The organism is Stenotrophomonas sp. CASM114, from assembly GCF_049384325.1.
Taxonomy (GTDB): Bacteria; Pseudomonadota; Gammaproteobacteria; order Xanthomonadales; family Xanthomonadaceae; genus Stenotrophomonas; species Stenotrophomonas muris.
In genome coordinates, this window is sequence record NZ_JBMRGJ010000032.1 from 12,310 (window position 1) to 36,827 (window position 24,518).

A 24,518-nucleotide genomic window follows, 5' to 3' on the forward strand; every position below is an offset into this window, starting at 1 on the left:
GTATCAGTGCCTTGTTTCCTCTGGGCCGAGGTTAACCTCGGCTCGGTAGTCCTAAGCTGGGATCTGTTCGTACTGGTTGGTTTGCCTGCTGCACATATCGCCAGGAACTCGCTCGAAATGTGTCTCGCAGGACCAACTCGTTGAGCGGAGTCCGGCTACTGGATTGACTCTGGCGGCTAGAGTTATCAAGTCCAGTCTCAATTTCTGGTTCGCGAGTAATTTGTTCTATTGAAGTTGGCCAATTATGCTGCTATCAATTGTTCTGTCAGGATGAGGCAAGGACAAGGGTAGGCATGGCAGCTTGGCAGTTCAGAATGCTCAATCCGAATGAAAATTCGGGTTCAAGCATTTCCGATGATAATTTTTCGATTGAAGAGCGTACGAACATAGAGATTCTCGTTCGTGAGACGCTTCAGAATCCACTAGACGCTCGATCGTCCGTAGAGGACCAAGTTAAGGTCAGCTACCGCATTGTTGAAATAGACCTTGCAGGCAGCAAGCTCGCGAGTGCCCTGTTTTCTGGTTTTTGGTTGGAGCATGCAAAGGCTGGGCAGCTTCTGCAGGGGCCATTGCCAAGCAAAGCACGCTTTCTTCTGATTGAAGACTTTGGAACGACAGGCCTCGAAGGAGCCTACACAGATTCATCAGTGGATGGTTCAAGCGAGAACTGGAACGCATTCTGGTTCAGAGAAGGCGAAGGTGCGAAGCATGCTCGCGCCAATGGTGGTGCGGGACAAGGCAAGATCACGCTCTACTTGGCAAGCGAGGTGCGAACCGTGATCGCGCTGACCAAGCGGAAGTCAGATGGGAAGGAACTCTTGTTTGGTTGCAGTCGATTCCTGCGTAACTACCGCTTGGAAGGCAAGACAGAGCGTTGGGCAAAGGAGGCCCGATGGGGAAGCGAGGTGGATCCTGACAAGCAAGGCACTCCGATCGTCGATAGATCGCTGATCGAGGCATTCAAGCAGGAGCTCGGACTTTCCCGCGGGGACGAGGCTGGAACGAGTTTTATCGTTCCCTTGCCACAGGAGAACCTCACAGAGGAGGGAATTCGTACCGCCGTCGTTAATGAGTTCTTCTTTGCCATCAGCCGCGGTCGACTTGAAGTCACTGTCGGTGACGCTGTTCTCAATGAGAGTTCAATAGCGGAGGCTTCAGCTGGACTTGCTGAAGCCAGTCGACAAAGCGCTTCGTTCAGAGAATTCCTCAGAATGGCGGCCGCAAAGAGCAAGCGGCCTGCTTTGGCAAGTGCCAAGCATGGATGGAACAACGGCAAGGCAATCGACGAGTCTTCATTTGAATCCGCGGATCTGACCAATCTTAAAGATTCCTTTGAGCTGGGGGATCCTATCGTTGTCGATCTTCCATTGTCGATCAAAACGAAGAAGGGATTGGTCCAATCGACGACGTTTCGAGTGTTCCTCCAGTCTGACGAAGAACTGGAGCGGAGTGAGGAACTTTTCATCAGGCAGGATCTTGCTATTGATGGGGAGAAGAAGTTGAAGTCAGTACGTGCAGCCCAGCCGGTACTGGCACTCACCTTCATCGATGACCAGAACCTATCCGAATTTCTCGTGTGTGCGGAGGAGCCGACACATCGAACCTGGAATGCCCAGCGTCCGAAGGTGAAGAACGCCTACATGACGCCTAACGTCTTCCTTGCTGCCGTTCGGAACGCAGCTGCGAAACTGGTGCAACTGGTTGCGCCCGTTGGGCAGCGAGATGAAACAGCACTGGCTGTCTACTTCGCGGATCCTGCTCAAGCTGTCAAAGTCAAAAAGGGGCCAAGTGGCGACGCTGGCAGTAAGGAAAGGCCGGGCGATATCGAGCTTGTTGATATTCCGGCTCCCCAGCCAAAGCCGGTCAGCTTCAAGCCAGGGAAGGACGGATTCACGGTCCGCGCGCATGCGCTGCCTGACTCAACCTTCGTGCCCTTGGAATGCCGCGTGGAAACCGGCTATGCCACGGTCCATGGCGATCCGTTCAGACTCTGGGATGCGGCAGACTTCTGGCTCGAAGACAGAAAAAGGTTCAGCATCGACGCCAGTGGCGTTACGGACCTGACCGTCGATGGCAACGAGCTCAGATTCCGGATGGACAAGGATGACGCGTCAATTGCCGTGCGCGGATTCGATGAGAACCGACAGCTCGAAGTGCGAGTGAAGTACAAGGAGGTTGCTGATGAAGCAGATATCGCGCAGAACTAATCCTACTGGCCTGAACGAGATTGATCGCCGCCACTTCTCGCTGCGGCTCAGCGACGACGGTAAGTCTGATCGGACCTTCTGGCTTGAGAGATTCGACTTCACAGCCGCCGGCATTGCGCCCGAAGTGCTGATCAATTGCGTCGCCACGTCAGGATCTTCCGAACAATACTTCGCGTTGGGGACGGTATCGAACTTCAGCAGGACCGCCCGACCCATCAACGAGCTGGTTCGCAACAAGCCGGTTCGCTTCAGATTTGTGTTTCACATGCCTGGTGAGAAGAGGTTGATCGGCTTTGCGGACGGCGTCAGGCCCATCGACGAGTCAGGCAATCTAGGTGGAAGTCTTGTTGACATTTTCCCAACGGATCTCAACGGACCAGTATGGGAGCTGGACCTGCCCCCGGCCAGTGCAGACGCCTCTGCCAAGCCATGCATTCTCGTGGAGCGCAGCATCTTCCCTGTTGCGCTGGCGGCGGTAAACCATCACTGGTTCGTCTCGCTGGTGATGCCGGAAGTGATGCGGAAGGTGGCAATGCGAATCGGCGAGGACTCCGGATCGCTTGACGATGATGATACTTGGACAGGGACATGGAAGGCCTACATCGATCAACTCGATGTGGGGCCACCTCCGGAAGATGAGGACGATCTGGTAGAGGAGTGGGCTGCATCCGTTGTCCGCAGGTTCGCGTCTACTGGACACCTTCGCCTTCAGATCGATCGCCTGATCAGTGAAATGCATGGGGATGTGACGGAATGATCCAGGTCAAAGCACTCAATGAGCAGGGTGTCGAGCGATTCCGTGCTTGGCTGTCGGCACCTACTGGGCCTGCGCCGTCAGAGATTCTCACGAACGACGCGCTGTGTAGAGAGGCGCTTGGCGAGTGGTATGTTGACACCTCTTTGATGTTCGGTACGACGTACGAGATTGGCGTCTACTTGGTGAGTAGCGTATTTGGACCCGACGCCGATCGTTTTGCGATTAGAGCCGATAGAGGGATGTGGGCTTGGCTGTCTCTGGCGCTGCTTCCGAACTTGCTGAAGCGAGGTCGTGGGAAGGATGGAAAGCCATTTGATGTTCCGCATTACATCGAGACTGACGCGCGTCGAGCCTATCGATTGATCGTTCGCACGGCATGGGAACTGGTCCATCTTCATGGAACGAAAGCCCGCGTTGCGCTGAGCTCCCCACGGACGGCTTGGGGGGATGTGGCCGAGCAGATCACGGCCCGGCAGGAGATCTACGCACATCCTGGATTCTGGGAGGTGGCAGAGAGTATGTATTTGAAGCCCGACGGAACTCCGAAGGCTGGCGTCGCAACCATCAGAAAGAAGGAGCATCGAAAGGATCCGAAGAGCAGAGTCGGGTTAGGCGCAGCCAGGCGACTCATCAGCAGCTTCGGTCAATTCGAACGAACCTATCTGCTTCGTGAGATGAATGCCGAGGAGATCCTGGCCATCCTTCCTGCGGAGTACGCAGGATGGAGTGCTCCTTCTGGTCCTTGATGTATGAGCTGCCCCGCGCACGCTCTCGTGCGCGGGGTCATCCTGCAACAAGCAACGTCGGCCGCTTGCGAGCCAGTTCTTCATCAAAGAACTCCCTGAAGGAAATCACGTTCGTGTCGTGATAGTAGAGGGACTCATTGGTCTTCATCTTCAACGACTCCGGCACGACCAGCGTGATCTCTGCCTTCTGTAGGTCCGCAAGCGCTTCCTTCGAAACCCGGTCATCCACCGTAGCCAGGAAGATTGCGCAGTTGAAGCGTTCGTGGGTGATCTGCTTCCAGCGCTCGCGTAGAGTCGTCTTGGCCGAAAGAATGGCTGCGTCTTCATATCGCCGCTGCATGTCCAAGGCGACCGTCGCCTGATCAGGAAGGACGAAGTCCGGGCGTCGCTGGCCAAGAATTGCCTGCGCCTCGAACCTCACTCCCCCCGCCTGCAACATGGCGGCCAGATGGGTCTCAAATGACTTTCCAGCACGGCTCTTCCGCTGTTGGCTTGCAGAGAGAAATATCGAGTTCAAGGACGCGAAACCGCGTACAGCCGCAGTCGCAGACCGGTCATGCTGGGCTAGAACTCTGGCGACCTCTACTGCCCTCATGCGGAGCTCATGTCGGCGGTAGATTGAAAACTCGATGTCCCTGCTTACGCGCATGAGAGCGTCGCCAGGCTTTTTGATATCCCATGGGTTGAACGTCTTCGACCTCACAGATCTAAGGAAATCCAACCGCGCCTCATTCGCGAGCACAAGCGGATCAGGAAGTTTCGAGTACTTCGCAACGAGCGTCTCGACGGTGCCAGTCTTGATCGCGGCATCGATCTCGCTGATCAGTTCCGCAGCTTCGTCCGACTCGATGGCCGAGGCGCGTTTGAACTTCGATGGATCGAAAAGATCGAAGTGGAAGTTCGCCTGGATGTCGAGGCGACTCTCAAGCATTTCCGCTTCCGTAGATGCTGAGTCGATCACCATGAACCAGTGATACGCATCCCCTTCAGGCTCCTCAAGTGTCCCGCCCAGCAGCCATGATGCGGGGTTGAGGCCAGCAAACAGTTCTGCGGGAATCCTCGTGAAGTGGCACTCAGAGCCCTTGTTGCTGTAGTACTTGATACCAGAGTCGTTCTTGACCTCGCCGGTCTGTGGCCAGAATGATGGGCAGTCAGCTTCCAGGATATGCGGGATGTCTTCCCGGGCATGAAGCTCGGGAAAGAAGTCTGACTCGCGTACGGCGCGGGGCACATAGAAGCCGTACTGATGGCCGCCACCCTCATTTGCCCACGATGCATCATTGCGGGAGAGCTTTTTCAGAAACAGCTTGCCGCTGCGATTGACAAAGGACTCCATCAGCGACCACTGGTCTGAACTCTGCTCCAGAAAATCCATCTCCACGTTAGTCCTTCCTCAGTGTGCTGTTTGACGTAGGGTCTCGGCCAAGTGATCCAGAAATGAAGCCTGCTCAGTGGCGGTCTTGCCGCGCAGGGAGCACTCCCATACGGTCAGTACCCGCCAGCCCATGGCTTCAAGCTCAGAGGTAACGCGCTGGTCTCGCGTTCTGTTCTTGCCAATCTTATCTGCCCAGAACTCCGGTCGCGTCTTAGGTAACCTATAGAGTGGGCAGTCATGCCCATGCCAGAAGCACCCGTGGACGAACACCACCGTCCGATACTTCGGCAGCACGATGTCCGGCCTGCCAGGCAGCTTCGCGCCACCAAGCCGATACCTCAGTCCCCGCGCATGAAGGCCCTTGCGGACAAGGACCTCCAGCTTGGTGTTCGAACCACGGATCCGCGACATCTGCGCGGACCGCTGCTCCGGGGTAAGGCTGTCGACCAAGGTCAGGCCTTGGCCTTCTTCTTAACCGGCTTTGCCGGCTCCGAATCAGCCTTCTGGAGCAGGTGAGGAAGCATGATGCGGGCGACTTCAGCGATCACCGGCACAACCACTGAGTTTCCGAACTGCTTGTAGGCACGGGTATCGGAAACTGGAATGCGGAAGTTGTCATCAAAGCCCATCAGACGGGCGCATTCGCGCGGCGTCAGTCGGCGCGGATTCTTTTTCGGGCCTTGGGAAATGAGGATCTCCGAACCATCCTTGTAGTAGCGCGCGGAGAGCGTACGGCAGGTGCTTTCAGGGGTCACCAGGCCGAAGCCGAAACCGTTGCCCTTGTCCCGGTGCTTGGTCGCATAGTTCTGCAGGTACTCCCAGAGCTTGTCCGACAGCGTGTACTTGTCCAGTACCTTGCCCTTTGCACCACCGATGTAGGGCTGATCCTCCCCCTCACTGCCATCCTGCTTGTGCAGAACGGAGGCCATGCGGGGCGAAATACCAAAGTCAGGCAGTTCGAGGTCGTCGAAAGTGAATGCGGTCTCTTCGCGGAAGCCTACGATGATGATTCGCTCGCGATGCTGAGGGCCGAAGTGCTTGCCGTTGATGACCTTGGCTTGCACGTGGTAGCCCAGCTCGTTCTTCAGCACGTCCATGATGGTCGAGAACGTGCGGCCCTTGTCGTGGCTCATCAGATTCTTCACGTTCTCCAGAAGGAAAGCGCGAGGACGCTTGGCGTCAATGATGCGCGCCACGTCGAAGAACAGCGTGCCCTGGGTCTTGTCGGAGAACCCGTGGGGACGGCCGAGGGAGTTCTTCTTGGACACGCCCGCGATGGAGAATGGCTGGCAGGGGAACCCGGCCAGCAGCACGTCGTGATCCGGCACGTCGTTCTCATGGACCTTGGTGATGTCCGAGGCAAAGACGTGATCGGGACCGTCGTGGAAGTTGGCCTTGTAGGTCTTGACTGCGTACGGGTCCCACTCGCTGGTGAACACACAGCGGCCGCCCTGCTTCTCGAAGGCGGTACGGATGCCGCCGATGCCCGCAAACAGATCAATGAATCGGAACTGGCCCTCGCCCGAGGGCGGTTCGCCGAAGGGCAGCAGACGCTGGCGAATGGCATCTGCGATGTAAGGCTTGGGTTCGGTCTCACGCAGCTGCCAGCGGCGGACCGTTTTCGGATCAACTCCCAGTGCCAGGGCGACCTCCTTGGGGCTGAAGCGCTGGAGGGAGAGGTCGATCAGTTCGTACGCGTTCATGGGTGCTCCGGGAATTCGGGGGACAGTATGTCCAATTTCTTCCCGTGGGGAAAGCGTTCCGTCCAGCGGGCTGGCTCTTGACAACTCAGTGGCCCGTTCTGATGGATCCGGTCACCAAGCCGCCGCGCGGGTGCGAGCGATCTCCGGCTCGTCGAGATGGGGCGAACCATAGCTGTTGCCGATCTCAAACGGTGCGACATCGCTGCGTGAGGATTCGTCTTGGAGCAGCCATCAGTGGCGCACCGACCGCCGGGAGGTCGGTCCTGTGGGCAGTAGAGGACGTGAGTGCTGGAGTTGTCACCGTACAACACAGTGCTAAAGGTCCCGCTGTTGAGGTCGTAACCACCAATACGGCAACTTGGATGTTGCTTTTCAATTCACTTTGAACTGAAGAAGGATGGACATGGCTGTTTTTTCATCGTTGGGCGAATTGGTCAAGCGCTTCAAGGCACTGGGTGCGAGGACAATCGTGTTCAAGCCGCTTGAGGAGAACGACAACAGGAAACAGCAGATCTACGTCGGAGACTCTCTCGAAGCTGTCTATCATCTTCCTACGCAATGGAGATGCGAGAAGGGTACCGATGGAGACATTCAGAAATCGGATCTCAACCTACGTTGGGTGGACACGACGAGAGAGGAGCGGGCTCCCGAAGCGAAGCTGATCTTCTATCCGCAGTATCCAGAAGTGAGACTTTCAGGGGTCCTGTCAGGCTGTCGCCTGGCGCCACGGGAGCACCTGCAGCCTGTGGCAAAGCCGGACCGGAAGGGGTACGACGAAAGGGTGCTGTTCCTGGGTATCAGCAGCGACGGCAGGGTAGTCGCTCACCTCGCCCCTGCCGGAAGTGCACTCTCGGCCGAAGCGCGCGGTATAGAGGACCAAGACTCACTGTTTACGCAGGTCATCTGACAGGCACAGCCTTCGCGTCTCGCCTGCGAAGCTGTCGAAGTGAGCCGGTCCCGTGAATGCAGATATCCACCAAGGTGGTATCAGCTTGGTGGCACACGCCGCTAGGTCATCCCGTATGCCGGTGGCGGTCTTGCCTCTGCAACAATCGATACGCACTACGGTTCCGGCACAAGCCCCATGCACCAATGCGAGAGGAGCGGCACAACGCAGGGAGCATCAATCTCCCTGCCCGCATACAACACAATCACAAGCTGCTCCAACGAGTTGTCCACCAGCATTACGGGCTTGCCGTCGCAACTGACCTCGAAGTATCTCTCTCCCGCGTACCGCGCGTCCTGCACCACGCCCTCGCGCACAAGTCGAACGGCTTCCTCGCGCATGACAGCGAATTCAGCGTCGGACACCTTCCGAAACGTCTGCAGTTCCAGGTCGGCCTTGGATACATGCCGGCTCGCGATCGCCGCAGACAGCGCAGCCAGCAGGACAGCGCCATAGATCAGAAGCTTCATTCGACGCTCTGCAAACAGGGGATGGACTGGAAGGCGAATGGTCAGCCGATGGCACGCGGATGGCCAGCAGCCGCGCGACATACGGCCAGGTCCAACTGGGCTACTCCCGCACGTGCAGCCGCTCAGCAACCTGCGCAGTCAACGCCACACACGCCATCTTCAACCCTTCCATCACCCGGTCTCCCAAGTACTCCTCGGGCGCGCCGTTCTGCCTAGTCCGCTCCGCAGCCAACATCAGCTCCGCCACCACACGCAGCCCGGCTAGTGCGCAATCTGCATCCGCCAACTGAAGACACCGCCCAGGCAGTTGATGCCGTTCCGGCCAAGGCTGGCCATCCGCAGCTGCACCAGATCCGATGCGGCGCAGCGTGGCTACGAAGGCGTTGGGATCGACGGACGGTTCGCGCTCGGGTTCGGCGTTGTCCGGATCGTACTGCGCGTGCAGGGAACGGAAGTCCGATGTGTTCATGGCAATGCTCCGTACAGGACAGATAGCAACGCCACCGATAGAGGCGGCGGACGGTGCGTGGTTCGAAAGCCGGACAGTAACCAAGCCGGTGGGTCCGAAGACCCCCACGCACCGCCCGCCATGGAACGCGAACGGATTGCCAGCCGGCGCCACACAAAAGGTGACGCCGGCTGACAAGCGCAAAACACAAGGTTACTGAGCGGGCTTTCGAACCCCGCGCCACCCTTCTCCGGTGGCACGCCAAGGTGTACTCGCATGGTTGCGAGATGCCAAGAAACCGTAGGCCGCAGAGGCCGCAAATGCTGACGCTTACGGCATTGTTGCATGGCGCGCGCGCGGCAGAACCCTTGCGGTGCAGTGGTTTCGGCCGGTGTTAAGTTACCGCCCGAATGCGCATTGAAAAGCACGGTTTGCAGAGGATCGGGGTCTCAAAAGCGACAGTCCGCCCGCTGGGCTTCGATCCGAAGTGTGCCGATTGCGACACAGCTTAACTTTCCGACGCCACGCACGGCCGAGCCCACAGCGCAACATCGCGCACCAGGTCGTAGTCACTGCTGAATGCCAGCGTCGCGTCGCGTGGCGGAAGGTCTGCGTAGCAGCCCAGCAGGTACTCATCCATGCCCGCGTCGCGATGGTCTATGGCGAACAGGTGGAGGAGCTCCTCGTCGAAGGCTTCCAACCATGGGGGGTCGATTCTGGTCACGGGCATCCTCCGGTGGGGGAGGGGAGGATGGTCTGGAGCTGTCTCACAGCGTGAGTTCCGCATGGGCTCTGGCGGACAGCCCCCTCCGCTGGATATGCTCCACCCGCCGATACCAGGAGTCATCGTCATGGAAGACCTGCTCAACCGATCCGCGCTGCTTCGCCAGGCGATCCTCTCCACGGTGGATTATCCGCTGGCGGATGACTCGCCCAGATTGTTGGCGTCAATGGACGCAGCATTGCTGAGCCTTGAACACGCAGACGCCCTTCGCACGCTGCTGCAGGCCGGTATGGCGCCCTCTGCAATGGCATTGATGCGCTGCCAGTACGAGGCCTTCACGCGGTCCGTCTGGATCCTGCACTGCGCAGGCGACGAGCAGGTCGAGCTGCTGTCCCTACCGCCGGAAGCGGGAACGAGCGAGAAGGGGCTGCCGATGCTGTCGAAGATGCTGGAGGCATTTGCGGAAGTATCGGAGCTTGGCAATATGCTCCCGCACCTTGTTGAGCTGAAGGTGCATGCATGGTCTCCGTTGAACTCATTCGTACACGCAGGTGTACACGCAATGAGCCGGAGCCGCGATGGCTTCCCTGCGCCATTGGCGGTCAACGTCATCCGAATGAGCAACAACCTTTCGATGATGGCGGGGCAGCACCTCGCTATTCTTACCGGCGTCCCGGATTTGCAGAAGAACGTGCTGCGGCTGGATGAAACCTTTGCCGAGTGTCTTCTCTTTGATGAAGAAAAGCGCCGGGCCATCGAGGCGAGGCCGCCGGTGGAACAGTCGAGCTAGCTGAAGCAGATAGCCTACATCGACGGCGCCCAAACCCGCTGCTGTTGCTCCTGCGTGCGCTGCATGTCTGCCTGCTCACGCGCCTGCCGGTGGCCGATTGCTTCCACTTGGTTCAGGCTCTCCTGCACTGGCCGTTGGGCGGCCTCTGCAGTCGCCATGTGAGTGCGAAGGGAGGCAGGGTCGGACATCGCACCCTGCACCACAAAGATGTTATGTGCGGCGGGGGAGGCATCTGTCTGTCTGCTCAGCACAACATGGTCCGCGCGGGTGATTCCGGCATCCTTGGCTGCGGTCAGCAGACTGGTAGACAAACGCTCGCTGGTGTCATCGAAGGTTCGGCCGTTGGCCTTGTCCAGTGCTTCCACCTTGCTCCGAATCTGGTCCAGCAGCGCCTGATCTGCAGGACTGAGCGAGTGGGTGGGCGAGGACTGCATATCTTCAACGCTCTGCGTCGGTGGCGAAATGGTGTGTGCGTTGCCGGTGTTCTTCAGCTCCACCCAGCCCAACCCGCCCTTTCCGAAGTCGCCAACAGGCAGGATCTTTGCGCTGCCAAAGTCGAGGCCATTGCGCTCAAGCTGCTTCGGGTCGAGTCCAAGCTCATGCAGGTCGATGCGGATGGCCGGGGGCTGGCGACCTTCAGCCAGGAAGGCATGGCTCGTCCCGATCACTGATAGCGGATAGGTGCCGTAGTAGTTGCGGTAGTCGGAATCGCCGTGCCGGCCCAGCGTGCCAGTGCCGTCATAGAAGCACTGCTCGACGGCCTTGGTGAGCTGGACGCTCTCATTGTTGGGGCGCTTGGCAAGCGCATCATATGAAATACCATCCGCCAAGCTCCTGGTTGCACCCTCCGCTCGAATGCAACGGGAGAGCGAGCGGGACGCAAGCATTGCCTCCAGTCCGTTGTCATCCAAGGTTGGATTCAACGCTCTGAATCGGCTATCCAGTGCCCGCAGGCCCGAGACCTCCGCCAGTGCCTCGTCCTGTCGTCCCTTGTCCAGAAGCGTGCGCACCGGCTCGGTCAGGTTCACCGAGCCTGACCGGGAATCGTGTGAAGCGCTCAGTTCCTCGCTGTAGGTCTGCTTGAAGTCCCTGAGTGCTGCGGCGCGTTCCTTAGCCAGGATGCCGTGCATGGTCTCGTGGCCCAGCACTTCGGTAAGTCGTTCTTCAAGCCGGGCGCCGGTTACGCTCTGGAAATTGGAGGCGCTGATGAAGATCGTTGGTGGGTTTCCATCCGCTCCCTCCTGAAAGTGGCCGCCATTGTGATGTCCGTAGGAGACGGCAATCCGGCCGATCTGACCGCTGTCGGCTGCGTTTGCCAGAAGGTGATTGAGGTAGGGGGAGCCTGCAATGCTGCGTCGGATCGCATCCTCGGCACCACTGGGAAGCTGTTTGTCTGCGCGCAGATCGGCCAATAGTGGCTCGACGCTGGATTCGATTCCCTTCATTTGTCTCCTCCTCCAAACTGGACCGCGTAGACGCAGGTTCTCGCTGTATCACCTTCATCGGAACGATAGGTCAACAGGCTGGTATCCATATACTGCTTACCACCGGTGATGGGGCGCCGGTACTGCCTGATGCCCCCTCTCTGAAATGGCACTTCTCCTCCGGTCCTGTATCCGAGGGCTTCGAGGGCTCGTCCGGCACTTTCGGCTTCCCAGTAGCACACGCCATTCGGAGCATCCGTCACTGGCTGCTTGCCCAGCTGATAGAAGATCACCTCTTGGTTGGGGAACTCACGTGCCGACTCAACCGACAGATAAGACGCCCCATAGTTGTAGCCGTTCGTCGTTGCCAGGTCCTTGGCGATGTGCCTGATGCTGACCTTTTCGTCTGGCACGAGCGAGACACCGATCGCCGTGCCGAACTTGTCCGGACTGATGTCCGCCCTTGACCTGAGCGAATCCGCGTAGACAAGAATCCGTTTCTGCAACTCGGCCATGGAGATGCGGGCAGGCTGTGTATCTGCGGCAGCGGCACGTTCATTGAGGGCAGACGTATCCGTCGATCGCGCACATGCAGATGGCAGCGTGAGCATGGCCGACAGTCCGGAAATTGCCCCAATGCGAGCTAGCTGCGACATCACATGGCGCGGAATCAGTAGGGGCCGCCAAGCCGAGATGGTGGGAAGCAAGGCCAGCGCCCCTTGGATTGCGGTGCCCATCAGCAAGTCCCTTGCAGCGGAGAGGTCACTATACGGGACTGACCCCAAGTGACTCTACCCGCGGGGTATTGCCCCCCATGTTTGCTGGCTGGCTCACATATTCAGCAAGTCGCGATCGGCGTCCTCTATTCCTCCACCTGCCCCCCATCCCACCTATGCCATCATCCGCCCAGGACCGCAGCACCCATCAAGGCTGAACAGGCATGGAGCAGGCAACTCGCTACACCGCAACCCTTTATCTGGCCGCACCCGGCACCCCGCTGAAAAGTGGAGGCGTCTCGCCGCGCGGCCATATGTACCTGCAGGTGGCCGCGGGCGACGAGGCCCACAGCTACGGTTTCGCGCCGCCGCGCCAGGCGCCGGGCGAAACCCCCACCGGCGTGCAGTACGCGCAGGTGCGCCACGACGATGCCGATGAGCATCTGGACCCGTACTACAGCCGCACCCTGGAAATCTCCGAGGAGCATTACGGCTGCCTGCGTGACTTCGCCGAGGAACCGGCCGAGTTCGAGTTCGATGTGGATCGCCCGGCCACCATCAACCGTTGCAGCGATTTCGTCTGGGCCGCGCTGCACTACGCCGGCCTGCATCCGCTGCCGGCGCCGCTGGATGGGGGCAGCAACCTGGGCGAGTTCGCGGTGCTGTTCAACCTGCCGGAAATCCAGTGCATTGCCGCGCCGTTCCCGGGCAGTGATCTGAATGCCGAGACCCATCATGCGATGCCCGAGCGCGAGGCCGAGCATCATCGCCAGGGCGACCGCGCCAGCGATGAGCCGCCGCCGACGCCGATTGAAGTGGCCGGCACGCTGCTGGACCCTTCGCATCCGGACCATCGCCTGTTCTCGCAGCTGATCCAGAAAGTGGCCGAACTTGACGCCGCGCACGGCCGCCCGTTCGATGCGGCCAGCCAGCGCATCAGCGCCAGCCTGCTGGTGCTGGCCAAGCAGAACAACCTCTCGCGCGTGGACCACGTGCTGCTCAGCCAGCCGACCCAGAACAGCCATGCGGCCGAGAGCATTTTCATTGTGCAGGGTGACCGCAACGACCCGGGGCACCGCCGCGCCAGCATCGCCACCGAGGTGGCGGCCAAGACCGATGTAGCCGATTCGCTGCGGTTGAAGGAGCAATGACGCGACCACTGCGGCGGGGGCTGATGGTACTGGCGGTGCTGGGCGCGCTGGCGGCATGCCGTGCGTCACCAGCGCCTGAGGTTGCGCCGCCCTTGCTGACGCGCGCACAGGCCGAGGCCCGCACGGTTGTGCCCTTCACGCGGGCCGTGCAGTTGCAGAAGGCCGGTCGGATTGCCGAGGTCACGTTTGATTTGCCGGCAGCCCAGAAGCGGGCCATTCCGATCCTGAACATCGGGTTGCGGCTGCAGGATACCGACGGGCGCTCGTTGCTGGACGCGTGGGAGAAGATCAGGCGGGGAAGGCCACCCACGCGATTGCGCCTGGAGCGGATTGATGGCGGCGCACCTGGTCCTGTACAGCTATGGCAGAGCACTCCTGACGGGCGCGACTCACAGAGAATTTCAGAAGATGAGGTTGTGCGATATCTGTCCGATACAAGCTTGGATGAGAGCGCACTGATCGAAGCCGGTCTGCACTCGCGTGAGATGCTGTATCAGGTACTTCAGGTCGCGGATGTCGGTTGGCTGGAGCCGGGCCGGTATCGGTTGACAGTCGACCTGATGGAGGACCGTCCGCAGCTGGAAGGGCTCCAAGCCGAACTTATTGTTGGATATCAATCGCTAGGGAAGTAAGACATGAGCAAGGAAGCAGAGCGCTATACGGTCACGATTCATCTTGCCGCACCCGGCACGCCGAGAGTCGATGTGGGCGACGCGGGCCAGAAGAGGTTGTTGGATCCGTCATTTGCTGGGCACATGTTTCTTTCGCTGACGCGATCAAATGACCCGGTACCCGTGAGCAGGGGATTCACAATGGGGAGCGACCGTGCGAATCCTTCGCTGGGCAAAGTCGATGACACGGATCTGCGGGTCTACGACAAGCCCCGCTTCGAGCGCACGATCGAGATCAGCAAGGCGCAGTACGACCGCATCCTCGAGTTCTCGGCAGACCCGAAGAAGCACGGCTTCGACATGAACTACGACTTCTTCTCCAACGCCTGCACCGATTTCGCTTGGGGTGCCCTGAACCACGCTGGCCTGCGTCCGGTTGGGCTGGCCGGGGAGATCACCAATTACGAGGGCGCCACCAAGGTCCTGGACAACATCCGCGCCGTCAACGCCATTCCGCAGCAGGTGAAGGGCAGCGAGCTGGACGGGGTGCAGTGGAACCCGATGCCGAAGCAGACCTTCCGCGAGTGGATGTTCACCGAGAACGGCGAGCAGTGGCGCGGCAACAGCACCCTCGCGGCAAGCGGCACGCCCGCAGACCCGGCGCACGGGGATCATGCCCGCCTCAACCAGATCCACCAGCAGGTGGCCGATCTCGGCGCTTTCGGTGCACGCAACGGCAATGTCAGTGCCAGCCTGCTCGCGCTGTCGAAGGAGCAGCAGTTTTCGCGCGTGGACGAAGTGGTGCTGGGCGAGCAGCGCGGTGATACCGCGCCGAAGCTGTTCATCGTGCAGGGGGACCGCAGTGACCCGGCGCACCAGCGCGCCAGCATGCCGGCGGAGCTGGCAGCGCAGGCACCGGTGGAGGCCTCGTTCGAACGGGTCGCGCAGTTGCAGCAGAACCTGCCGCAGCGCGATGTGCAGCGCCTGCAGGAACAGCAGCAACTGGAACAGAGCCACGGCCCACGGATGGCATAGCCGGCGGGTAGCGCCAAGGTCGAACGTCTGCCATGCCCGCGCCGGCGCACGCCACGCCCCCCCACCTGCTACCATTCCCCCGCAACCCCAGCCAGCCCACCCGCGCAGACAGATGCAGGTCGGGCCGTCGCAGTACGGCCCAGCGAGCCAGGACACCTTCCCGTGCCCATTCAAGGACGCTCGCATGTTCCGTAATCCTCTCTTCCGCTCGGCCGCCCTGGCCCTTGCTGTATCGCTCAGCCTCGGCGTGCCTTCGGCATTCGCCGATAACGCGCCCGCCGCCAGCGCCACCACCGCCGTGCAGCGCCAGGCCGTGGCCAAGGGCCTGTACGAGCTGGCCTATAGCCCGAAACAGAACGCCGTGTTCGTGGCCTCCTCCGGCGGCTTCGGCGATGACGCCGGCCCGGCCCAGGTGCTGCGCCTGAACCCGGCCACGCTGGCCGTGGAAACCCGTATCCCGCTGGAGCGCAAGGCGTTCGGTGTGGTGCTGGATGACGCTCACAACCGCCTGTACGTAGGCAACACCGTGGACCTGTCGGTGACGGTGGTCGACACCGCGCAGAACAAGGCCGTCGGCACCATCCAGCTGATGGAGAAGAAGACCGGCAAAGATGGCAAGGCTGCCTACACCCACGACCTGCGCGAGCTGGTGGTCGACAGCGCGGCCAACCGCCTGTACGTGACCGGCCACAGCAGCCAGCCGGACGTGAGCAGCGTGCTGTTCGTGATCAATACGAACACGCTGAAGGTGATCAACACCATCGATGGCCTGGGCAATGCCAAGGCACCGGGCCTGGCGCTGGATGCCGCCAACAAGCGCGTCTACACCAGCAACCTGCTGGCCGACCTGGTGGTGGTGGGCACCGATTCGAACAAGGTGGTGGCACAGCACAAGATCGCTGCCGAGCAGCCGATGAACATCGCGCTGGACCCGGCCGGCAAGCGCCTGTTCGTGACCGATCAGGGCTCGGAATTCCTGCGTGGCTACCAGGTCAAGAGCAGCGGCCTGGTCAGCAGGCATCCGGGCCAGCGCGTGCTGGTGCTCGACCGCAGCACCGGCAAGGAACTGGCCAGCATCCCGACCGATGCCGGCCCGCTGGGTATCCTGCTGGATGCACCGCGCAAGCGCCTGTACGTGACCAACCGCGAAGCCGGTACGGTGACCGCGTACAACAGTGACAGCTACCAGAAGGTGGCCACCTACAAGGTACCGACACACCCGAACAGCCTGGCGCTGGATGCGAAGAACAACGTGCTGTTCGTGAGCATCAAGAACGGCGAGAAGGATGACAAGGGCGCTGACGAGAGCGTGGCGCGCATCCAGCTGTAAGGCGCTGACGCCGGGTCCCGCCCGGCAGCGTGCCGCGTGAAGAGGGCAGGGTGCAGACCCTGCCTTGTTCTTTGCCTGGTTGCAGTGCCCAGCGCCAACCCGCTAGGGTTGAAGCCCATGGCAGGGAGCCAAAGGATCTGAATCATGCTGGGTATCCGCCGCTGGCTGCGCGTCGGCCTGGTCTTCACGCTGGTGGGTGCACTCGGCGCCTGCAGCCGCATACCGGATGCACCGGAGCCGCTGGATCTGGTCAAGCCGATCAACGTGGCCGAGTCCGACCAGGCGGTGCGGTTCGAGTTCGAGACGAATGCCCGCAACTTCCACCCGGGTCGCACGTATGCGCTGGAGCTGGAGTTGCAGCGCCAAGAGACGCGAAAGCCCGACGAGCCTGACGTGGACACAATGGGGATCCCGTTCGAGGTGACCCTGCAGCAATGGGGTGCTGATGCCTGGAAGGATGTTCCCACCTACGACAGCTATCAAGCCGGGGTGCTCAATGCCGGTGAGCAGCTTCCGGAATGGCATGCATCCAGCGAATGGCGGTATACGTCGCCGCACATGGGCAGTGATGGCCAGTACACGCTGAGCCTGGTTGCTCTGCCAGTGGAAATTGACTCCCGCTACCGCGTGAACGTGCGCACGGTGCAGAGGACCGAGGCACTGCAGGATTACTCGGCCCGTTTGCGGATCCATGCCGCCCGTCCCGCCGGAAAGTAATCAATCGCCTGGTTGCGGCGCCACTGGTCGCTCGCCAAGATAGGTACTTCATGGCAGGACGCCAAAGGGTCTTCATCATGCTGGGTATCCAGCGCTGGCTGCGCGTCGGCCTGATTTTCACGCTGGCGGGTGCACTCGGCGCCTGCAGCAGCCGCATACCGGATGCACCGGAGCCGCTGGATCTGGTCAAGCCGATCAACCTTGCCGAGCCAGGCCAGACGGTGCGGTTCGAGTTCGAGACGAATCCCCGCAGTTTCTATCCGGGTCGACCCTACGTGCTGGATCTTGAGGTGCAGCGACATGGCCCCGGGCCTGACAGTGGGCCTGACATGGACAATGTTCATGTTCCCTTCCAGCTGTCCCTGCAGCGCTGGGTCGCAGGTGCCTGGCAGGACGTTGCAACGTCTGATGTCCATCAGGCAAGGGCGCGCAGTCTGGGTCAGCCGCTACCCGAATGGCATGAGTCGGCAGACTGGCGCTACGCGCATCAGGTATCGATGGACGCCAGCCGATACAGGTTGAACATCGTCACCCTGCCGATGGAAACCGATGCCCGCTACCGCCTGGATGTGCGCACGGTGCAGCCCACCCTCTTGCTCCAGCATTACCCGGCACAGCTGCGGGTCCACGCGGACCCTCTGTCGGGAAAATGATCAGAGACTTGCGCCGCTCCGCCAACAACGCTGGAGGCGGCTCAGCCCAGACGGTGTGCCGGGTTCTGCTGCTGCTCCTGCTCACGGGTCTGCTGTTCGGGCACTAACCCCACGGCCGGCTGCTGCGGGGCCAACCCCAATTTCTGCATCGACTGCTCCACCGGCGTCTGTATCGCCACAGCGGTCGGCATCATCGCGCGCAGGTGCGCCGGATTGGCCGGGTCGCCCTGCACCACGAAGACGTTGTGCCCGGCCGGGTGCTGGGCCGTGGCGTTGCTGACCAGCACGTGGTCGACCTGCTGCAGGCCCTGCTCGCGGGCGAGTACGGTCAGGCTGGCGGTCAGGCGTTCGCTGGTCTGGTCGAACGGACGTCCATGCTGGGCGTCCAGTGCGGCCACGCCCTGGCGGACCTGCTGGTTGAGGCCGTAGTCGGGGTGGTTGGGGGTGATCTCTGCCATGGCGATCGAACGGTAGCGGTGGGTCGGGGTCAACCCCGCCAGTATAGATCCGGCCGGTGAAGGGCGCCGGAAAGGTCAGTCCGCCGGCCGGTGGTCATAGCTGATCACCCGTTCGGCCAGCCAGTGCCCGTCCACGCGGCGCCAGACCTGGATGAAACGGGCCTGGCCGACCCAGTGCTCCACGCCGTCCTTGCCGCGCTCGTGGAAGCGGTGGTCGCCGATTTCCAGCGCCCGCTCGTCGTGCAGCGGGAATACCTGCAGCGAGGAGTCCACCAGCTCGCGCCGCAGGCGCCAGCCGTCCTTGCGCGCGTTGTCGCACAGGTTGGCCACGCTGCGGCGGAAATCCTCGCGGTTGCTGGCCGACTTGCCGTCCTTGTCATGGAAGAACTCCATGTCTTCGGTGGTCATCGCGGCGGCCTTGTCGGCGTCGCAGGCCTCGAAGGCGACGGCGAACAACTGGCTGTCGGCCTGGCGGATCTGTTCGCGCAGGTCATCGACGGGCGACGGTGCGGCGGCGAGGCCGGCGGCCAGCAAGGGCAGGGTGAGCAGCAGCATGGCAAGACTCCCGGGGATGGTCTGCGCAGGCTGGCATGCCGCTGACCGCGGCGGTACGGCGCTGCGACGAAACCGGGAAGGCGGGGTGCGAAGGCCGCGATTGCCGGTGCGGCTTCGCGTTGCGGCATGTGCAGGCGATGTCACGGGCGGGCGTGATTCCCTCACGGCTGCCACAGGACGCGGCCGCTAGCCTGCACTCCTCCCCTTCCACAGGAGCGTCCATGCCTGCTTCCCGAATCCGCCTGCATGTTGAAGATACCGGTGGCGACGGCCGCCCGGTGATCCTGATCCACGGCTGGCCGCTGTCTGCCGATGCCTGGAAGACCCAGGTGGCGATCCTGCGCGATGCCCAGCACCGCGTGATCAGCTACGACCGGCGCGGTTTCGGCCGCTCCGACAAACCGGCCGAGGGCTATGACTACGACACCCTCGCGGCGGATCTGGCGGGGTTGATCGAGGAACGTGACCTGCGCGATGTCACCCTGGTCGGTTTCTCGATGGGCGGTGGCGAGGTGGCGCGCTACGTGGCCAACCACGGCCAGGATCGCCTGCACAGTGTGGTGTTCGCTGCGGCGGTGCCGCCGTTCCTGCTGCGCAGTGACGACAACCCGGAGGGGCCGCTGACCCAGGACAAGGCCGATGAAATGCGCAGCGGATTGGAGAAGGACCGCGAGGCGTTCTTCGACGGCTTCACCCGCGACTTCTTCAGCGCCAATGGCCAGTTGATGGTGACCGAAGAAACGCGCCAGGCGGCGATCGCGCTGTGCCATCAATCCGACCAGACGGCGGCACTGGGCTGCATGCACGCGTTTGCCACTACTGATTTTCGGGATGACCTGAAAAAGATCACGGTGCCGACCTTGATCCTGCACGGTGACAGCGATGCCATCGTGCCGTTCGAGGGCTCCGGCCAGCGTACCCACAAGGCCATCAAAGGCAGCGAAGTGGTGATCCTGGAAGGCGCGCCACATGGCTGCAACACCAGCCACGCCGACCGCTTCAATCTGGCCCTGCTGAACTTCCTGAAGCGCTAAGCTGAGGCCATGCGCCAGACCAGGACCCCCCCATGGAAGAAGCCCAACCCCAAGGGCCAGACGTCGCAACCGCTGTCGGATGCGCAGAAGGCGGCGGCACGGCAACGTGCCGAGGAGAACGGGCGACGCTATCCCAACCTGGTCGACAACATGTGGGCGGCGAAGCTGCCACGTGGGTCGTGATTCAAAGGCTGGCTGTGGGCCTGGTGTAGCGCCGAGCCGATGCTCGGCTGGCGCGCGGGGCGCGTGCCAGCCGGAGAAGGGGCAAAGGGCAGCGGAGCATGGGCTCGGCGCTAAGGGCCGGGCAGTGGCTGCCAGCCCGACTCCCTCCATGGCGCAACCTCGCGTTGCTGTACGTCAATGGCCTCGATTGGCAACCCGGCCAGCCGTGCCAGTTCCGCACGCAGCATTTCGGTGTCCAACGGCAGCGCGATGGCCACCTGCAGGCGGTCGCCCTGCTGCCGGACCTGCACGGGCACGACCGCATGGGCTTCATGCTCACCGCCGGTGCGACCGATCGGGTAGCGCATCGCCGTGGGCCGCCCCAGCTGTGCGAGCGCGGGTTGCCATGCCCGCAGCACGACGGGCTGTGCGGCCACGGGAACCTGCGCCTCGACGACGGTTCCCGCATAACCGGTGAGATTGTCCACCATCACCTGGAAGCGTGCGCCATCGGGGATGACCAGCACGGTGGCGATCAGCGCCATCAGCGAGAGGATGGCCGCAGCGATGTGCCAGCTGCGGGGTGCGGTGGCGGCGCGGGTTGCCGTACGCAGGCCCGGCTTGCGCCGCAGCTTGCGCGCGTAGATGCGTCGATCCTTCCTGCGGGGGCTGCTGCTGTGCTCCGGCAGGTTCAACGGGACGCGTGGCATCCGGGCGACGCGCGCATTGATCAGGCGCGAGAGCAGCCACCATGCGAGCACGAACGCCAGCAGTGGCAGCAGCGTTCGTACCACCAGATACAGCATCACCATCGGGAACATCCTGCTTGGCACACACGGATTCAATCAACCTCGTCATCGTAACGGCGCTGCGTGGTGCGTGTCGCATCCGCCAGCCGACACGTGCGAAGCGCTTGGTTAGGATGGCTCTTTGCTGTCATGGATGAACCGATGAGCGCCGCCACTTCCCGAATCCGCCGCATCTGTGGGCAGGGGCCGATCCTGTTGATGCTCCAGTGGGTCGCGCTGCTGTCTGTGGTGCTGGCTGCCGGCTTCTTCCATTACCGCGTGGAGCTGTTGCTGGAGCCGGTGACGGTGGCCTGTGGGGGCCCGGACGCGCAGGCGCGATTGCAGGTTGCCGAACAGGTGATGGCGCGTGCGGGCGCACTGGATGACTGGCAACCCCTGGGCTGGATTCCATGGGTAGGCCTGGTGCTGGCCTTGCTGGGGGCCATGGCGGTATGCGCAAGCCGTGCGCTGTGGCTGCGCGATCGGCTGCGCACGGCGAACGTGGCGCTTATGGTGCTGCACGGTGGCGCACTGGCTTTGGCCGGATGGGTGCTGCACCTGTACGAGGATGCATGGAGTAATGTGGCGCGGCTGTCACCCACGGCGTGCCTGGTGGAGCTGGTGTCGGAGGGCGATGTACCGCTGGAGCAGGCGCAGCGCGTGGTGTTCCACATCCTGACGCGCGTGAACGCGCCACTGCTGCGTAATCCGGATGATCTGGGACTGGTGTTGACGGTGCTGTTGTTGGCCGCGATGGCCGGCGGCGTTGCCCTGTGGCGTGCGATCGCGCGGGCCCGGGCGGGCTGAGCACGCTCGGCGGCGCGCGGCAATCGCGCTACAGTCGACGCCTCGCCACTCCAGGGAAGACCCGATGCGCTTGTTGCTGCGTGTGTTGCCGTTGTTGCTGTTGTCGCTGGCGGTGCATGCCGCCGAGGTGGACCGCCGTATCGCGGTGACCATCGATGATCTGCCGTGGGCACGGCTGGACCAGATCGTGCCGCCGGATCTGCAGGCGCGGCATGAGGGGTTGATGGCCCAGCTGCACCAGGCAGGCGTGCCGGTGGTCGGCTTCGTCAACGAGAACAAGCTTGAGGTGGAGGGACAGGTGCAGCCGGCGCGGGTGCAGATGCTGCGCGACTGGCGTGATGCGGGCTATGTGCTGGGCAACCACACCTACTCGCACATGGATCTGAATGCGAAGGGCCTGGCGGCGTTCCAGCAGGACTTCCTGCGCGGCGAGACGGTGCTGCGGCCGCTGCTGGCCGAGAAGGGGCAGGCGCCGCAGTGGATGCGCCACCCTTACCTGCGTGCCGGGCGCACCGCGGATGAGCGCGTGCAGATGGATGTGTTCTTCAAGCAGCATGGCTACCGCGTGGCACCGGTGACGGTGGACAACGGTGAGTGGGTGTGGGCGTTCGCCTATGCCAACGTGATGAACGAGCAGGCGGACTCGCCCGCGCGCGCGGCGACGCTGGCGCAGCTGCGCAAGGGCTACGTGCCGTACATGCTGAACAAGCTGGACTATTACGAGAAACAATCGCAGGCGCTGCTGGGGTACGCGCTGCCGCAGGTGTGGCTGATGCACGCCAATGAGCTCAACGCGGCCACCTTCGCCGAACTGGTGGCGGCCACGAAGCGCCGCGGCTATCGCTTCATTTCGCTGGACGAGGCGATGCGTGACCCGGCCTATGCGCGGGGTGCCGAGGGCTACAACGGCCGCTATGGCCCGAGCTGGCTGCACCGCTGGGCGATGGCGGAGAACAAGCCGAAGGACTTCTACGCCGGCGAGCCCGAGGTGCCGGCGTGGGTGATGAAGCTGGCCAAGGTCGATTCGGAGTAAGGCTCAGCGCTTGACGGCCAGCACGCCGTCCAGCGCCAGTTCGGCCTTGAAACCGGCCTTTTCCAGGCGCTTGGCCACTTCGCGCGGCACGTCGCGGCCGCTGGTCAGCTTGTTCGGCGCACCGGTGTAGTGGAACAGGCGGCCGCCCTTGCGGATCACGCGGGCGAGGTGGTCGTAGAACACCTGTGAGTACAGCTCGCCGGCGATGCCGAAGCGCGGGGGGTCGTGCAGGATTGCGTCGACACTGTTGCTGGCCACCTGTTCGATCTGCTGCGAGACGTCACCGTGGCTGAACTGCAGGCGGCCACCGGCGGCAGCCGAGTCCGGATCCGGCGACCACGGGTTGAGCGTGCGCAGCCACATCACATCGGTGTTCTTCTCGAACGAGCGGATCTGGCCGACACCGGCTTCCAGCGCACAGGCGGCGAAGTAGCCGAGGCCACCGCAGGTATCGAGGATGACCTTGCCGGCCGGGGCGACCAGCTCCACCTTGCGGCGTGCATCCTCGAATGGCGACAGCTTCGAGGTCGGCAGCATCTTGATGCCGTCGATCTCGAAGGTCGGTGCGCCCCATTCGGTCGGCACCAGCTTGATCAGCGAGCCGCTGTAGCGCGAGATCGGCGCGAAGTCCTCGCCATCCCAGTAGTACAGCGTGCGGTCCTTCAGCTTGCCCGGCCAGGGATAGGGCTGGCCCCGGAAGTGGAAGCCGTCCGCATCGAGCGCCACGCTGTCCTGGCTGCGCCCGAGGTCGAGCGAGCCCTGCCAGTCGGCGGCGCCCTTTTCATGGGCACGGCGCAGGGTATCGGCGCTGTCGCGGGTCAGCAGGGGGCCGGTGTAATGGGGCACGGCGGGTACCGGGGCGGTTCGGGGGAGGGCATGGTACCGCAGCTGTTGTAGAGCCGAGCCCGCCCTAGGCTCCACCATGCCTGCATCCACGCATGGCGTGGATCTACTGCAAACGTAGCCGAGCGTGGGCTCGGCTCTACAGTTCAATCGCACTTCACCGCATACACCGGCCCAGCCCCGATCAGCATCAGCGCCATGTAGTCGCTGTCGCTGGCCTTGCCCTTCAGCGTCGCGCCCTTGTTGAAGTGGAAGATGCCGAAGCCGCCGGACATGCGGATCAGGGCACTGTCGATCTGGTCGGCGTCGTCGCGGAAGTAGCGGCTGATCTCGCTGGACGTGGCCTTGTGCAGGGCGTTCGGTTCGCGCTGCCACTGCTCGCCACGGCTGAAGGAAACGAAGTACTGGCCGCCTTCCTTGTCGATGCGGAAGTCGGCGGGCTTGCGCGCGCCGGTGGCGAAGCAGCCTTGTAATGGGTCGGCGGAGAAGGGAAGCCGCGCATCGTCGCCGCAGGCGGTGAGCAGCAGGAGGGCACCGGGCAGCAGCAGGCGGAGCGTGCGCATGGGATGTCCCTACAGGGCAGGTGCGGCTAGTGTAGGCAGCACGCGGGCGTGGCCCGTACAGAAATTCGGCAAGGACACAGGGGTTTTCGGATGGCGCAGGGAAAGGCACCGTGGTGCGGCGTGGCCAGTTGGCTGGGGATTGCTGTGGGGTGGGGCGCGGGCACCGTGGCGGCGCAGGCAGCGGTGGCGGCAGGCGGCAATGGCATGGCCGCTGGGCTGGGCGTGGGCGTGCTGGGCGCGGCCTTGGTGGGCGGCGGCCTGGCAGTGGCCGCGCGCGTGCGTGGTGAGCGCTGGCCGTGGATCGGCATCAGCGGTGCGGTGCTGAGCGCGCTGCCGCTGCTGATGTACCTGCTGCGCGACAGCGGCCGCATCCTGCTCGACGCGCAGATGGACGCGCCGGTGGTGGCCGAAGTACGCGAGGTGATCGAACAGGGTCCGTGGCCGGCACGCCTGGCCGACCTGCACGTCTGGC

28 protein-coding genes and 1 pseudogene are annotated in these 24,518 nt (G+C 62.4%); 16 read left to right on the plus strand and 13 right to left on the minus strand.

Going from position 1 to position 24,518, the window contains the following annotated elements; all coding sequences use genetic code 11:
- Positions 1–293 precede the first annotated feature (293 nt).
- Genes VG566_RS19515 through VG566_RS19525 form a run of 3 tightly spaced genes read left to right on the plus strand, consistent with a single transcriptional unit; the run spans position 294 to position 3,710 of the window.
- A complete protein-coding gene (locus VG566_RS19515) occupies positions 294–2,207 on the plus strand; it encodes a hypothetical protein (protein ID WP_197561519.1) in 1,914 nt (637 codons plus the stop codon).
- Positions 2,182–2,964 (plus strand): hypothetical protein, encoded by a 783-nt coding sequence (locus VG566_RS19520; RefSeq protein WP_164262226.1) that lies wholly within the window; start codon positions 2,182–2,184, stop codon positions 2,962–2,964. The genes VG566_RS19515 and VG566_RS19520 overlap by 26 nt, the downstream gene beginning before the upstream one ends.
- Positions 2,961–3,710, plus strand: a complete 750-nt coding sequence (locus VG566_RS19525) for a hypothetical protein (RefSeq protein ID WP_164262228.1) — start codon at positions 2,961–2,963, stop codon at positions 3,708–3,710. The genes VG566_RS19520 and VG566_RS19525 overlap by 4 nt, the downstream gene beginning before the upstream one ends.
- Positions 3,711–3,747: 37 nt before the next feature.
- Here the strand turns inward: VG566_RS19525 and VG566_RS19530 are convergent, their stop codons facing one another.
- The 3 genes from VG566_RS19530 to dcm are packed head-to-tail and all read right to left on the minus strand — an operon-like array spanning position 3,748 to position 6,788.
- Positions 3,748–5,085 (minus strand): type II restriction endonuclease, encoded by a 1,338-nt coding sequence (locus VG566_RS19530; protein ID WP_241884866.1) that lies wholly within the window; start codon positions 5,083–5,085, stop codon positions 3,748–3,750.
- An 18-nt stretch (positions 5,086–5,103) separates the two neighbouring features.
- Positions 5,104–5,535, minus strand: coding sequence for a very short patch repair endonuclease (locus tag VG566_RS19535; protein WP_057494545.1), 432 nt, complete (start codon positions 5,533–5,535; stop codon positions 5,104–5,106).
- 2 nt (positions 5,536–5,537) lie between these two features.
- A complete protein-coding gene (gene dcm, locus VG566_RS19540; RefSeq protein WP_197561517.1) occupies positions 5,538–6,788 on the minus strand; it encodes a DNA (cytosine-5-)-methyltransferase in 1,251 nt (416 codons plus the stop codon).
- A gap of 403 nt (positions 6,789–7,191) precedes the next feature.
- Here dcm and VG566_RS19545 point away from each other — a divergent pair, with 403 nt between their 5' ends.
- A complete protein-coding gene (locus VG566_RS19545; protein WP_197561516.1) occupies positions 7,192–7,695 on the plus strand; it encodes a hypothetical protein in 504 nt (167 codons plus the stop codon).
- Between the two features lie 155 nt (positions 7,696–7,850).
- Here VG566_RS19545 and VG566_RS19550 read toward each other — a convergent pair whose 3' ends face one another.
- From VG566_RS19550 to VG566_RS19560, 3 genes are all read right to left on the minus strand, one after another.
- A complete protein-coding gene (locus VG566_RS19550) occupies positions 7,851–8,204 on the minus strand; it encodes a hypothetical protein (protein WP_197561515.1) in 354 nt (117 codons plus the stop codon).
- Between the two features lie 100 nt (positions 8,205–8,304).
- On the minus strand, positions 8,305–8,673 hold the full coding sequence (locus tag VG566_RS19555; protein ID WP_075076846.1) for a hypothetical protein: 369 nt from the start codon (positions 8,671–8,673) through the stop codon (positions 8,305–8,307).
- Between the two features lie 487 nt (positions 8,674–9,160).
- Positions 9,161–9,382 (minus strand): hypothetical protein, encoded by a 222-nt coding sequence (locus VG566_RS19560; protein WP_053494871.1) that lies wholly within the window; start codon positions 9,380–9,382, stop codon positions 9,161–9,163.
- Positions 9,383–9,503: 121 nt separating this feature from the next.
- On the opposite strand from VG566_RS19560, the gene VG566_RS19565 reads away from it, so the two are divergent.
- On the plus strand, positions 9,504–10,166 hold the full coding sequence (locus VG566_RS19565) for a DUF6988 family protein (RefSeq protein ID WP_229653735.1): 663 nt from the start codon (positions 9,504–9,506) through the stop codon (positions 10,164–10,166).
- A 14-nt stretch (positions 10,167–10,180) separates the two neighbouring features.
- Here VG566_RS19565 and VG566_RS19570 read toward each other — a convergent pair whose 3' ends face one another.
- Positions 10,181–11,611 carry an XVIPCD domain-containing protein gene (locus VG566_RS19570; protein ID WP_241884864.1) on the minus strand — a complete coding sequence of 477 codons (1,431 nt, stop codon included), beginning with the start codon at positions 11,609–11,611 and terminating at the stop codon, positions 10,181–10,183.
- Positions 11,608–12,327 carry a hypothetical protein gene (locus tag VG566_RS19575; RefSeq protein ID WP_241884863.1) on the minus strand — a complete coding sequence of 240 codons (720 nt, stop codon included), beginning with the start codon at positions 12,325–12,327 and terminating at the stop codon, positions 11,608–11,610. The genes VG566_RS19570 and VG566_RS19575 overlap by 4 nt, the downstream gene beginning before the upstream one ends.
- Positions 12,328–12,530: 203 nt before the next feature.
- Between VG566_RS19575 and VG566_RS19580 the strand changes: the two genes are divergently transcribed.
- The 6 genes from VG566_RS19580 (at position 12,531) to VG566_RS19605 (ending at position 17,803) form a co-directional block, all read left to right on the plus strand.
- Positions 12,531–13,457, plus strand: coding sequence for an XVIPCD domain-containing protein (locus tag VG566_RS19580; RefSeq protein ID WP_241884862.1), 927 nt, complete (start codon positions 12,531–12,533; stop codon positions 13,455–13,457).
- Positions 13,454–14,089: a hypothetical protein gene (locus VG566_RS19585; RefSeq protein WP_241884861.1), complete on the plus strand. Its 636-nt coding sequence runs from the start codon at positions 13,454–13,456 to the stop codon at positions 14,087–14,089. The genes VG566_RS19580 and VG566_RS19585 overlap by 4 nt, the downstream gene beginning before the upstream one ends.
- A 180-nt stretch (positions 14,090–14,269) precedes the next feature.
- Positions 14,270–15,103, plus strand: a complete 834-nt coding sequence (locus VG566_RS19590) for an XVIPCD domain-containing protein (RefSeq protein ID WP_241884860.1) — start codon at positions 14,270–14,272, stop codon at positions 15,101–15,103.
- 184 nt (positions 15,104–15,287) lie between these two features.
- A complete protein-coding gene (locus VG566_RS19595; RefSeq protein ID WP_241884859.1) occupies positions 15,288–16,433 on the plus strand; it encodes a YncE family protein in 1,146 nt (381 codons plus the stop codon).
- 144 nt (positions 16,434–16,577) lie between these two features.
- A complete protein-coding gene (locus VG566_RS19600; protein ID WP_241884858.1) occupies positions 16,578–17,150 on the plus strand; it encodes a hypothetical protein in 573 nt (190 codons plus the stop codon).
- Positions 17,151–17,227: 77 nt separating this feature from the next.
- Complete coding sequence (locus VG566_RS19605; RefSeq protein ID WP_164166816.1) at positions 17,228–17,803, plus strand: hypothetical protein; 576 nt, start codon at positions 17,228–17,230, stop codon at positions 17,801–17,803.
- Between the two features lie 41 nt (positions 17,804–17,844).
- On the opposite strand, the gene VG566_RS19610 is transcribed toward VG566_RS19605, so the two are convergent.
- Both VG566_RS19610 and VG566_RS19615 read right to left on the minus strand, forming a co-directional pair.
- Positions 17,845–18,261: an XVIPCD domain-containing protein gene (locus VG566_RS19610; RefSeq protein WP_241884857.1), complete on the minus strand. Its 417-nt coding sequence runs from the start codon at positions 18,259–18,261 to the stop codon at positions 17,845–17,847.
- 75 nt (positions 18,262–18,336) lie between these two features.
- The gene (locus VG566_RS19615) at positions 18,337–18,816 is read right to left on the minus strand and encodes a nuclear transport factor 2 family protein (protein WP_014645749.1); all 480 of its coding nucleotides are present in this window, start codon (positions 18,814–18,816) and stop codon (positions 18,337–18,339) included.
- A gap of 221 nt (positions 18,817–19,037) precedes the next feature.
- On the opposite strand from VG566_RS19615, the gene VG566_RS19620 reads away from it, so the two are divergent.
- Both VG566_RS19620 and VG566_RS19625 read left to right on the plus strand, forming a co-directional pair.
- A complete protein-coding gene (locus VG566_RS19620) occupies positions 19,038–19,850 on the plus strand; it encodes an alpha/beta fold hydrolase (RefSeq protein WP_164166813.1) in 813 nt (270 codons plus the stop codon).
- A 9-nt stretch (positions 19,851–19,859) separates the two neighbouring features.
- Complete coding sequence (locus VG566_RS19625; RefSeq protein WP_005415066.1) at positions 19,860–20,033, plus strand: hypothetical protein; 174 nt, start codon at positions 19,860–19,862, stop codon at positions 20,031–20,033.
- A gap of 110 nt (positions 20,034–20,143) precedes the next feature.
- On the opposite strand, the gene VG566_RS19630 is transcribed toward VG566_RS19625, so the two are convergent.
- Complete coding sequence (locus VG566_RS19630; protein ID WP_241884856.1) at positions 20,144–20,824, minus strand: hypothetical protein; 681 nt, start codon at positions 20,822–20,824, stop codon at positions 20,144–20,146.
- Positions 20,825–20,962: 138 nt separating this feature from the next.
- Between VG566_RS19630 and VG566_RS19635 the strand changes: the two genes are divergently transcribed.
- Positions 20,963–21,607, plus strand: a complete 645-nt coding sequence (locus VG566_RS19635) for a hypothetical protein (protein WP_241884855.1) — start codon at positions 20,963–20,965, stop codon at positions 21,605–21,607.
- Positions 21,608–21,671: 64 nt separating this feature from the next.
- Positions 21,672–22,640, plus strand: coding sequence for a polysaccharide deacetylase family protein (locus VG566_RS19640; RefSeq protein WP_241884854.1), 969 nt, complete (start codon positions 21,672–21,674; stop codon positions 22,638–22,640).
- Between the two features lie 3 nt (positions 22,641–22,643).
- On the opposite strand, the gene VG566_RS19645 is transcribed toward VG566_RS19640, so the two are convergent.
- Both VG566_RS19645 and VG566_RS19650 read right to left on the minus strand, forming a co-directional pair.
- Positions 22,644–23,564: an MnmC family methyltransferase gene (locus VG566_RS19645; RefSeq protein WP_306813912.1), complete on the minus strand. Its 921-nt coding sequence runs from the start codon at positions 23,562–23,564 to the stop codon at positions 22,644–22,646.
- Positions 23,565–23,629: 65 nt separating this feature from the next.
- On the minus strand, positions 23,630–24,046 hold the full coding sequence (locus VG566_RS19650; protein WP_014645757.1) for a hypothetical protein: 417 nt from the start codon (positions 24,044–24,046) through the stop codon (positions 23,630–23,632).
- A gap of 240 nt (positions 24,047–24,286) precedes the next feature.
- On the opposite strand from VG566_RS19650, the pseudogene VG566_RS19655 reads away from it, so the two are divergent.
- Positions 24,287–24,518, plus strand: a pseudogene (locus VG566_RS19655) (cation transporter); the annotation flags it as partial.